This window comes from Flexithrix dorotheae DSM 6795, from assembly GCF_000379765.1.
GTDB classification, from domain to species: domain Bacteria; phylum Bacteroidota; class Bacteroidia; order Cytophagales; family Flammeovirgaceae; genus Flexithrix; species Flexithrix dorotheae.
Window position 1 is genome coordinate 68,445 of sequence record NZ_KB903447.1, and the last position, 12,402, is coordinate 80,846.

The 12,402-nt window shown below is 38.7% G+C and carries 7 protein-coding genes; all 7 read right to left on the minus strand.

The genetic code is table 11. The features are described from left to right. Positions 1 to 43: 43 nt before the first annotated feature. Positions 44 to 1,546 carry a sulfatase gene (locus A3EM_RS43020; protein ID WP_020529963.1) on the minus strand — a complete coding sequence of 501 codons (1,503 nt, stop codon included), beginning with the start codon at positions 1,544 to 1,546 and terminating at the stop codon, positions 44 to 46. Then, positions 1,543 to 3,570 (minus strand): sialate O-acetylesterase, encoded by a 2,028-nt coding sequence (locus tag A3EM_RS43025; protein WP_020529964.1) that lies wholly within the window; start codon positions 3,568 to 3,570, stop codon positions 1,543 to 1,545. Before A3EM_RS43025 ends, A3EM_RS43020 begins: the two co-directional genes overlap by 4 nt. Positions 3,571 to 3,624: 54 nt before the next feature. Further along, a complete protein-coding gene (locus A3EM_RS43030; RefSeq protein WP_020529965.1) occupies positions 3,625 to 4,980 on the minus strand; it encodes an arylsulfatase in 1,356 nt (451 codons plus the stop codon). Between the two features lie 174 nt (positions 4,981 to 5,154). Next, the gene (locus A3EM_RS0119710; RefSeq protein ID WP_020529966.1) at positions 5,155 to 6,717 is read right to left on the minus strand and encodes a hypothetical protein; all 1,563 of its coding nucleotides are present in this window, start codon (positions 6,715 to 6,717) and stop codon (positions 5,155 to 5,157) included. Beyond that, entirely contained in the window at positions 6,717 to 7,766 is a 1,050-nt protein-coding gene (locus A3EM_RS0119715) for a hypothetical protein (RefSeq protein ID WP_026210427.1), read from the minus strand. The genes A3EM_RS0119710 and A3EM_RS0119715 overlap by 1 nt, the downstream gene beginning before the upstream one ends. Before the next feature lie 45 nt (positions 7,767 to 7,811). After that, positions 7,812 to 9,812, minus strand: coding sequence for an FAD-dependent oxidoreductase (locus A3EM_RS0119720; protein WP_026210428.1), 2,001 nt, complete (start codon positions 9,810 to 9,812; stop codon positions 7,812 to 7,814). Between the two features lie 446 nt (positions 9,813 to 10,258). Further along, positions 10,259 to 12,388, minus strand: a complete 2,130-nt coding sequence (locus A3EM_RS0119725) for a beta-galactosidase (RefSeq protein WP_020529969.1) — start codon at positions 12,386 to 12,388, stop codon at positions 10,259 to 10,261. Positions 12,389 to 12,402: the final 14 nt, after the last annotated feature.

A 12,402-nucleotide genomic window follows, 5' to 3' on the forward strand; every position in this document is an offset into this window, starting at 1 on the left:
AAATTTTATTTTTCTGAAATCTATATTTTACTTCATTTTACAGTCAGTATTGAATCCTTTTATACTTTCCAAATGTGTAGTGCTCATCAAAGATTGGGTTGGTTTCAGTACACACTTCTGCATTTGTTTCTTGAAGCCAGGATTTGAGCTCCTGAAAAAGTTCATCATATTTACCTGGATTTAATGCTTTGAGATTTTGCTTTTCTGAAATGTCATTTTGAAGATCATATAATTCAGCCTCATGCTTATCGAATCTCCATATCAGCTTGAAGGGGCCTTTACGAATTGCGGCTCCGGGTGTATTCCTAAAGGCATAGTCATGTTCACTTCCCGAAAGATATACCGGAGAATACCAGAATAGCGTCCGTTCTTTTGCTTGCTCTCCATTCAGAAGGGACACCACACTTTCTCCATCAAGTTTTTGTTTGGGGTTTGCTTTGACTTCGGCCCAATCCATAAATGTGGGCAATAAATCAGTGCTGAGCATTGGCGATTCAATTTTTCCGGGTTCAGGGTAAATTTGAGGAGAATAGATAAAGGCAGGCACCCTGATACCACCTTCATAAAGCATTCCTTTTGCTCCTTTTAAAGGTGTATTTACTGTTGCTCTGAACGAACCCCCATTGTCTGAATAAAACACGAGAATGGTATTTTCCATTAAATCACTATTATGGAGAAAGTCACTCAACCGCCCAATGTTGGTATCCAGTGTTTCAACCATTCCTGCATAAATGGCATTATCCTGCGTATCTTCTGCCTTCTTCGATTTGTATTTTTGAACCAGGCTGTCTTTTGCCTGAAAAGGAGCATGTACTGCGTAATACGAGAGGTAAAGAAAAAATGGCTGATCTTCCTTTTCCCGGGATTTTAAATAGCGGATTGCTTCAGTGGTTAATCGGTCCGTTAAATGCTCTCCTTCCGGGCCGTCTTTCAGTGCCGGGTTCTTATATGGAGCAAAATACGAAATAGGACTGCCCCTCTCCCAGCCTGCAAGGCTATAATCAAAGCCATGTGCTAAAGGGCTTGTCTCTTTATGATTCCCCAAATGCCATTTCCCAATAAAAGCATTGTGGTATCCGGCCGTTTTTAATACTTCAGCTATGGAAATTGTTCCGGTATTCAATACTTCTTCATTAGGAACTGGTATAAGTTTTTGTGCCTTTTTATCCCCTCTGTCTGATTCCCCTACAGTTAAAATACCATGTCGTTGTGGATACTGGCCTGTTAAAATACAGGCACGCGTTGGTGCACAATTGGGTGCATTGGCATAAGCATTGGTAAATTGAAAACCAACTCCTGCCAGTTTATCCAGATTTGGTGTTTCATAAAATTTGCTGCCATTATAACTCACATCCTTCCAACCCAGATCATCTGCAAGAATAAAAATGATATTGGGTTTTGATTTTGTTTCTGATTTTTCTGATGAACATGCACCAATCAGCAACAGAATTCCCACATACGTTAACAGGTGAATTGATTTTTTTGAAAAATTCACCTTTAATAATTTTTTTAATACTAAATAAAATGGATGGTTTTTCATTTTCATTCAATAGAAAGTTTCTTCACTTGATCAACATAGGAATTATTTTTGGTTTCCCATTCCCATTCATCCGTACGAAAGGGTATTACAGGAAGTCCCTTGTTACTATAAAAGTTGATATTATCAGGGTTATTCCGCCAGGCATAGCGTACATCTTTAGGTAACTTCACTTTGTCATTCCACACCTCAATTGTATTTTCACTTATGATTTTAGCTTTAGCTGGATAAAAAACTCCGGATTCATCAGCCACTTCAAAATGATTTAATAATGGTCCTTCATAATCTTCATTTGTATTGATCAAACTATCAGCTACATCATTGAATGTTAAATAAATTTTATTTCCCTGAATTTCTTTTGCTTGATAAGTAGGAGCTTTAAACTGGATATTTTGATGATACTGAATTCCCAAAGCTGCTAGTGCCAGTCGTTTTCCTACATCCTGTTTATTTTGAGGATGAATATTTTTTGCTTCTCCTAAATCAATTGCTACAGCCATTCCGGTGTTTGGTAATTCCAGTCCTTTGGACTGAGCAAACCGCAATTCCGGCCAGTTGGGAGCCTTGTCATCTAGACCCTGGCTTTTCTTTCCCTGATAATTAGGCAATTGTACAAAAAGGAAAGGCAAATCATCTTGCCTGAATGCCTTACGCCAGCCCTGAATCATGGCAGGAAAAAATTGACTATATTCAAAAGCACGGGATTCATTTGATTCTCCCTGGTACCAAATAACCCCGGTAATGGAAAGTTGAGTGATTGGATAAATCATTTTATTAAATAAACAGGAAGGAATCGTTTGTGTCAATCGAAATAGCCTATCAGGAATTTCTGGTAATATAAGTGGTTGTTGCAAGACCTTTCCCATTTTATACTTCCAGTCACCACTCAAGAGGTAATATCCCTTAGTATCCCCTATAGGATGCATGTTGATGTAAAACGGATTGGTAATCCATCCACCAGTATTACTATAATCAAAAATCCTGACGGTAATCTGGTTCTTCCCTGGTTTCAGGATTTCTTTTTTAACTGTATAATTTCTCCAGTCAGTATTTCTTATTGACTCTCCAACTTCATGTCCGTTTATCCAGACTTTATCATAGTCATTTATTTGTCCTAAATTGAACTTCAAGTCTCTGCCCCGAAATGGAGTAGGAATTTCAAATTCCTTTTTTAACCAAAGGGCACCATCTACAGCCTCGAAAACAGGATTTGTTTTTTCCATTGGAATTACCATCTCTTCCCAGCCTGAAATTTCGTGTTCGGGGAGATACCATTGCTCATCTATGCCAATTCCTGTTTTTGCAATTGTATCAATAAGTCGAGACCTTTCCGCTTCTTTTTCCTCAATATTTTGTGCCAGTAAATCCTTCTTTTTATTCTGAAAGACAGCGTTAAGGGTAGGAAATGCATTTAAAGAAAGCTGGGGCATCCAGGATTCTACATTCGTTCCTCCCCATGAACTAGCAATCAAACCAATAGGAATATCCAGGTTTTGATGCAGGTTCTTTCCAAAAAAATAAGCGGTAGCCGAAAAACCATAAATATCGGTTCCCACAGCTTCAATCCACTTTCCTGTGGTTAGTTCCTTTTCTTCAATTACTGAAAACTCCTTCTCTACCGTAATCATCCTGAGCAAAGGGAAATTGGCACTTTTTGCTTCCTTTTCAGCGTATGAGAAGCGCTCAATGATATAGTTCATATTAGATTGCCCACTACAAATCCATAGGTCACCAATCAAAATATTTTTGATGGTGATTTCATTTTTGCCTGAAACCTTCATTTCCAAAGGCTCGGAAGAGGCAGGCATGGCATTAAGGACCACCTGCCATTTCCCTTCTTTATCAGCTTTGGTTTTCCGCGTTTGACCGTTGAAAGAAACGGTAACCTTTTCATCCTTGTCGGCCCAACCCCATATTATCAGCTCCTGATTACGTTGGAGTACCATCTTATCCTGGAACAAATCTGGTAACTTGATTTCAGCCTGAATCTGAGAGGTGATCAAAACCAATAAAAGCAGAAGATTTATTTTCATAGTCTTTATTCTGTTTTAAATATGTATTTTCTCCAAGTTTATAGTTATGGGTTCTTACTCATTTCTCAGTGGCCAGTACTTCGATGGCTCATGTTCTTTTTTCATGATTGCCTCAAATTCTTCTACCAAATCCTGACGTTCATAATGCCAGTTATATAATTCTTCCGGATCTTCTTCCAGGTTATAGATTTGCAAAGGAGCACCCATCCACTCTTTTACACCCTTCCATTTCCCCTTTCTGACAGCAAATTTGCTATTGGGAGATGCTATATCCGGGAATTCCCAGTAAAGGTATTCCCTGTTCAGCTTGTTAGATATACCTGTAAATAATTTCACCAGGCTTTCACCATCCGTATTTTGAGGAATATTCCCAGCCAGTTCTCCCAAGGTCGACATAAGGTCGTAATAAGCAACAGGTTCATCAGAAATGCCTTTCTTGATTGTCCCTTCCCACTGAATAATGAACGGAACACGAATTCCGCCCTCAAACAGGTCACGTTTCATTCCACGGAAATTGGCATTGGATTTAAAAAACCGGACATCGTGATAATAAATCCGCTGTCCGTTTCCTCCGCCATTGTCACTTAAAAACAGGATTATGGTATTTTCAGAAATGCCCAGTGAGTCTATGAGCTCAACCAGCTCACCCATTTGTTGATCTATAGTCGAAATCATGGTTGCCCACCGTTTGTCCCCTTCAGGCCAGGGCTTATCCTTATAGCAATCCATGGGACGATAAGGCATGTACAAATGCGGGAGTTGAGTAGGGATATAGGCAAAGAATGGCCCGTCTTTTTCTTTTTTGATAAAATCCTTTGCTTTATCAAGGTACCAGTCGGCCGAACTGTATTGCTTTTCTTCTGATAATGGGACATCAATTAATTCTTCATTGTGCCAAAGCGAATCAGGATAGTAGTAATGAGCTTTTCGCTGATCAAGAAACCCATAAAATTCATCAAAGCCTTGTTTAGTAGGAATTCCATCCGTTCCGGCATCAGCCAAACCCCATTTTCCAAACAAACCTGTGCTATATCCGGCCTCTTTTAGCATTTCGGCCATGGTATAATTCTCTTTGCTGAAGCTCACATTTTTACCTTCGCGTGATTTATTATTTCGGACTAGTGTATGCCCCGAGTGCAAACCTTCAATCAAACCAGATCGGGCCGGTGCACAAACCGGAGAGACGGTATATGCATTGGTAAATCGCAAACCATTTTTAGCCATTTTATCCAGGTTTGGAGTTTTTATTTTTTCCTGTCCATAGCAACCCGCATCGCCCCAACCCATGTCGTCAGCCAGAAACAATATGATGTTTGGTTTAGAATCGAACTGTTTTTCCTGTTTTTGTCCGAATGAAGCATTTACCTGAATCAGGAAAAGTATAATTAAGAATGTATTTTTCAATTTCATTTACTTAGAATTAATTAAATAAGACTTCAGATGAATCAATGACAGGTGGAAAACTATTTTGACTGCTGAGTTTCATATCTAGTTTAAAACCATATTATCGCTAAAGAAAAGGGGCAGGCGAACATCAGCATTAACCTGAAATCCCCATATCAGCAACAGTATATTTTTCTTTCCTTAGTCTAATTGATTGAGTTGATTCTCGATGCGCTTTGCCACCTTCTCCACTACAAGTGGATCCAGCAACCAATTGTTTTTCTTGTTTCGGATGAATTCAGGGATAGCAGACCCATAAGCCCGAAAAACTTTCAGTTCATCCACCACATATGGAATATATTTCTTGTCAACTCGTGCCATTTTCACCCCAAAATGCAATTTGACATTCGACTTGGCCAGGAGCGTAAAATGCAGCTGAAAAAGTAATCTCTCATTCAAATCTTGGAAGTCTTCCTTTTTGAATAAGTCTTGTGACTCATGTAATTTCCAAAGGCTTTGTTGAGTTAGAAGCAGGGCGGAATCTTTTTCTGTCACAAGTTCCCTCAGCACTTCCTCTGTCGGATTCATCAATTTATCAACTACAGGTTGCCAGGATTCATCCCAGTGGGCAATGTATGGAATTCGATTTTCTCCATATTCAAAATGAGTGAGCTTAGAATGATTACCAAACCATACTCCTTGCGGAAAATAGACCTTGTTTACCATATCATAGGTAGGTTTTAAAATCTCAATAGCAGCTTTGGCTGCATTTGCCCCATATTTTTTGTGTGCCCAATCCCGCCAAAGTTTTTCCATATCGTAGTCAGGATTTTCGGCAAGTTTTGCAAGTGCATAGATATTAATTTCATTGGGGGTAAAAAGCGCATCATAAGCAGAATGATCCAGCCGGACATTGTAGCCAATCACCTGAGGATATTGAACCGCATACTTCCACCGATATTGAAAGTAATGAGGTGCAGCCCAAACGATGAAATTCCTTCCCATATATTCAGCAGAAGCATCATACTCAATGATCTGTTTTTTGTTGGGAAATGCTCCTATCATGGCATTGTGGGGGAAAAACGGTTGCCAATCATTTGGAGCACACTTCGTTTGAATAATGATATCATTGTCTGATTTTAACAACCCTTCTTTTACCCAATCATATTCCTCCGACTCATACAAAAAGGTCCTTACAATGAGTTTTTTATCATACTTCTTGCAGACATCGAACACCGTTTTAATCAACTTGGCAAAACGTTCTGGCTGGGACATTTTTGAAACTACCTCTGCATCATCAAAAATCTTAAATTCCGTTTCGTGAAAAGTGATTTGCATCCCCGCAAATTCAGGATAATCTTTAAAGACAGCCTCGTATCTTTGCGTTAAGTATTTCCAGAGCTTTTTATCATCCAAATTTACCCGCTTCCCTACCTTGAATTTTTCGGGAATATCTGCCAGTTCATGTATCCAGATGTGGGTTTCTATTTCCTTCTTCCGGGCATAATTTGCTATTGCTTTCAATTGCGCACCCTGATTGCTTATGGTATTAGGTTCGAACTTTTCCTGATACAGCTCCATCGCGTTACTCAATGCTCCATGCGACATCACAATAGAGGTGATATTATATTCTGGAGCAAGGTCAATGGCTTTTCGCATATAGGAGGTGTCAAGCGCATGAAATTGCCAGGCTCTAAAATCGATTTGTTGGGCAAAAAGACCAATATGAACCGGAAAAAATAGTAGAAATAATAACCGTTTCATTAATTTACTTGCTTAAATTTTTTGATGTTTTTCTTGATGATATCCATATTTCGTTCCGTGTCATCCTTGTAAAATCCATAATAATAATATATCAACATGTCCAAATCATAGTTAATAATTTCCGGTAAAGTTTCTTCCATATGATCCAGTTGCACTCCTGTGAGATAATGATTCTCTACCAGCATCATGGTTTTTAAACCGTTCTTTCTTCCGGCCTTTAGAAATCTTTCTCCCCAGACTGGTAATACCTTTAAAGCCCGGTTCCCGGTATGTTCAGATTTTTCTGTAGGATAAGGATGCCCATCAGCACCATAAAAATCCAGATTTTGTATTTTGGCACATTCCTGCACAACAGTATCATTTCTACAAGCTTCATCAAAAAATACGATTTGCAATTCAGGTTTAACTTTTTTTAGTTGGGCATTTACATCAGAAAAGAAGCGAGCAAAATCCTCCATATACACCACATAGCTGGAATCCGGGTTGTGTTGAAGCGCAAGGGGAGAAAAATCCTGCCAGCCAATAAAGGTAGATTTGGGTTCATCCCAGATTACACCATCAAGATTGAATTCTGTAACCATTTTTGACGTGAGTGAAATAAAGTAATCCTTTACTTCAGGATGATAAAAACTGCTCAGAATACCATGTGATTTTCGAAAAATGGGAGAATCATCTTTCTTAATAGTTACCGTATGAGGATGATGATATCCGAATAATGGTGGCTCTACTGGCTGGCCAGCAGTAATACCTGCCATTCTTGAAGGAACCACATACACCTGCATTCCCCTTTGATGGGCCTCCTCCACAATGAATTTTATATTGGCATCATTATATTTAATGTCATTTTCAGTGATGCCAATGCAAACTATATCAGTACCCAGCTGTTTCATCTCATCCAGATCATGCCTGATATTGGCTGGTACAAGGGTAAAATAACCAGCTCCAAAATAATATGCAGCCAATAGTTTATCACTAGTGCTTTGTTCAAATTTTCTTGAATCACAAGCAATCATAAAACCTAATATCGCAAGCATTAAAATTGTTCTCATATCTGATCTATCTATTTTAATTGAAAAAAAATACTATTGCCAGAGCTATCTTTTTTGCAGAATAACTGCATCGGCAATAACTTCTTCCTCTATCCCTGAAGCATCAATTGTCATAGAAACCTTTCCTTTCTCAAAATTGTAATTTCCCAAACTCACCCAATTTTCTTGGTTGGATGACATATCTATAAAGAATTCTCGGGTTTCTGTCCCATTTGTAATGGTAACAGGTACATTAGCCGCTCTTTTTTTGATATCACTTCTTCCTACACCAGTGACATAAAAGAAAACTTCATAAGCACCTTTTTGAGGTACTTTAGTGTTTAGAATAGCTTTGGCAACCTTATCCTGGTTGCCTGAGGTAACCCAATAATTTAACAGGTAATGGTCGGTATATTTTTTAGAGGAAATTTCCCAATTCCCAACGGTTTCATTTCCTGTATCTTCATTGTTTAGGGTAATTTCCGGAAATGTATTATTTACCAGAGGGTTAGATTTAATAATTCTTTCAATATCATTTCCTTCCAGCTCCTGAGCCGACTTTCCTTTTGTTACCATTTCAATTGCAGCTACACCACCAGCCTGTCCCAGCATCATAAAAACGGGTTCCATTCGAATACTTCCATAGGCTACATGGCTGGATGAGATACAGGCTGATACCAGTAAATTTGAACATTCATTTGCTTTCGGTACAAGGGTTTTAAAAGAGATAGGGTAAGGATTTACAGAGACCTGGAATTCGCCCTCATTTTTCACCATTCCATTCACTACATAGCGTCCTGAATGGTGAGAATCTAAATTGTAGGCTCCCATGGCAATTGTATCCTCAATAGGCTTTTTACCTCTTACATGGTCCTCTGTCATTACAAAGTCTCCAACCATTCTTCTTGCTTCACGCACATAAATCTGGTGAGGAAATCCTCCATTGTCCTGGAATTCATCTTTTGGCCATCCATGCTCCCTCATCTGACCTTTAATATGTTGAGGAATTTCAGGATCATTTGCAAGGAAATACAGCAAACCCTCAATATATGCCCTATGCTCCTGTTCAATTTCCTTCCGCCTTTCATAAGAGGCTTCAGGATAATCCCAGTTCTCCCCAATCATATCGGTGGAAAAACCTCCCTTATTATTAATATCAGTTTTTTGATTAGGAATAGGCATTACCCTTAAGTAAAGCTGAAAAATACGCTGTACCCATTTTGCTTCTTCCCTTTTTTTGATAATTCTTCTTAGTAACTCGTATTTTTCCGGATCGTAATTATTTGGTTTTGAAAAAGGGATCATATTAGTGGTATCCGTAGTAAGGCAAAGTCGGTAATTATAAGCCTGCAATTTTTTATCAGCAACCCCCGTATTACCCATTCGCTCATCACTGACACCCCATATCAACCCACTTGTAGAATCACCAGAAATGATATATGGGTCAATCCCGTCAGGAATCTGGTTGGTTTTTACTAATTCAACAACCCCGTTTAATTGTTCCCCATACTTTGCATTTCCTTCCCTTCCAATATGATAAGAAACTCCGGCTTTGGCCATTAAATCTCCTTCATAGGAAGCATCAATAAAAACACGGGCACTAAATGTTTTTAATGCTGATTCCGGGTTAAGGCTATTCTCCAGGGAAATTGTAATGATCTCAGTCCCTTCCTTCTGCAAATCATTCAGCCGATGGTCGTAAAGCAATTCCACCTTTGCTTCTTTTATAAAATCGTTAAAAACCTTTTCAGCAACATGTGGTTCAAACCGCCAAGCTTCAAAGCTGCCATAATGCTTACCCAACCGCCTGTAAAAATCACGTGATAATCCTGTTACGGTATATTTATTTCCTATATCAGTTTCGCCCAATCCCGAAGCACTCAGCCCACCCAAATGCTTCCCTGGTTCAACTAATAAAACCTTAAGGCCCTCCATAGAGCCTGTGTATGCAGCAATAACCCCACTGGAAGTGCCCCCATACACGATAAGGTCATAGTCATACTCCTTTTGCTGACAGGAACTAAAAAGGAGTATGGGGAAAAAGACTAAAAATGATATTTTTAACATTATAAGTTTCCTCATATTATGGTATATATTCAATGGGATTTTAATATAAATTGATTTTTAAGCACCAGTGGTCCACACGAGGTACTCCATACCGGGTGCTCCACACTGGGTACTATTATTTCCGAGAAATAGTAATCTCGCTATCAGTCTTTTAAGGAAAAATTATACACGATTAATTTTGAGTTACTACTTAATATTGGAAAGTTGCATTATCCCATTAGGTTCAAATCTGGTCCCAAGAAATGGTTTTACCATTTTCCCGGATAATTACGGGTCATTCGCAATTACAATAAATCGGATTAACGCTCAGGAATCTTCAGCCCCCAACTCTTATTCCTGTGTCATAAGCGTAAAGTCGAACTCAAAGTAAGGCGGGGAAGGAAATTGTTGGGAAAGAAAGATTTAAAAATATATTTCCATCTAAATTTCCCATCAATACCTTATCATCACCTGGTTTTTTCTAAAATTTGTCTGTTTTTCAATAAACACATCACTTCAAAAGGCTTAAGGGTTAACTTTCCCGATTGATATTTGGCTTCTGTAAATTCATCTGAAAATTGCTGGAATGGCAGAATTACCTCCTGTTCTTCATTTTTCAGGTTAATCACAAAATAATATTCGTTATCCTGATTTCCTCTGGGAACAATTAAGACATCCGGGTCTCCCTCTCCTAATGGAGAAATATTTTGATCTTTGGCCAAGTCTAATACCAGAGCTTTCATGGCAGACTTTCCTGGAAATGAACCTATTAACACTACTTTCCCCTTCCCAACTTTGTTTTCAATAATGGCATTTTTCCCGTCATGCATACCATTAAGGTAAGTGGCCAGAACTTCTCCTTTTTTAGAAGTTAATGCCTCACTCCACAATGCTGCATTTTCAGGTTCAACACCATAAGACTGATTTAATTTTACCTTTAAATTAATATCTGACTCATCTGCAAATTTATCTATTGGTAGTCTGGTAGCTACATTTATACCCATCCATGGTTCTAAATTTCCCAGTGCAAAATCAGTATTAGCCCCAAAGTATTGATTTCTATATCCACTCATAGGCCCAAGTACAAGGGTTCCTCCTTGTTCCACCCATTTCTTTAGTTTTTCTTTTCCGGCTTCCGGAATAATAGGTGAAAGTGGCAAGAAAATAAGTTTATATTGGGAAATATCACTATACCAGTTAATGACATCTCTATGTATATAAGCATCACTTATCGGGCGATAAAAGTAGTTAGTCCATTGGTTGTAATACCTTATGCCATTTGCACTTTCCTCTATTCTTAATACTTTGTCGTTGTCATGGTCATAGTATATGGCTACTTCAGCACCTTTTACCGGATGTTCCATCAGCAATTCTCCTAAATCTTTTATTTCTTTGCCCAGGTTTTTTAATTCATCATAATTAGCTACAGGTTGTCCCCAGGCTGATAAAATGGCTCCATGAGGCATTTCCTGTCCTGCCCCCTGTTGTCTCCAAAGCCAAAACAGTGAGCCCTGGCCTCCCATAGCATAATTCATCCAGATGGCGGCTCTCATTGATCCCTCAGGCTGATGAATAAACCAGGCATTTCCTTTTTTTCCTCCACCAGAATGGTTAGGTGCAGTTTCGAAAAGCCAATGCATGCCTTTTCCATAACCTCTGATTCTGTCATAGTTGCTTTGCACTCTGTTATATACCTGAAAACTATGGTACACATTGGTGGTTGAAAAATCCAAATCTTTAAATAATTTAGGATAATTCAACTGTTGGCCTGGCATACCATCGTGGGTAATGGGCAAATCAGAGTATTTCCTAATGGCTTCAAGCTGCAGATTCTGATAAATAATTACCTGTTCCTCCGAAAACAGTATCCAATCCAGCCTAAGGGCAGGATGATGCCAAATTCTGCTATGTGGCATAGGTATCTGACTAAATTTCTCGTATCGTTGTGACCACAAATTAGTAAACCAAACTTTATTCAGATGGTCTATGGTTCCATACTTTTGTTCAAGCCATTGGTGCCATAGTTTTTGAGTTTCCGGAGTAAAGTCTTCCGCTAAATTGAACTCATTATCTGTTTGCCAGCCAATCACACCAGGTTTTTTTCCAAACTCCTTTGCCAATGCCTCACAAATTTTCACCGAATATTCCTGATAAATTTTATTACTATAATTGCAGTTTCTTCGCGCTCCATGTTGCCTTCGATTTCCATCTTCATCGATCAGAAAGATTTCAGGGTGTTTGGTAGCCAGCCAAATTGGTGGAGTGGCTGTTGGGGTTCCCAAAATTACCTCAATATCATTTTTATACAATTCATCGATAATTTTATGAAGCCAGCCAAATTCATATTTACCTTCTTCAGGCTCCATCAGTGCCCAGGAAAATTCGGCCATTCGCATTACATTCATATTCAGGGCTTTCATATGTGCAATGTCTTTCCGGATATCCACTCCGGTCCAGGCTTCGGGATAATAAGCAGCTCCATAGTACAACTGCTTTTTGGCTATATGTTTCCGATTCACAGCTTCGCTGGTTTGAGCAAAAAGCTGGTTGAATAATAATATAGAAAATAGGGTAAAGCTAAAAATTATTTTAATCATCTATCTCAAATTTG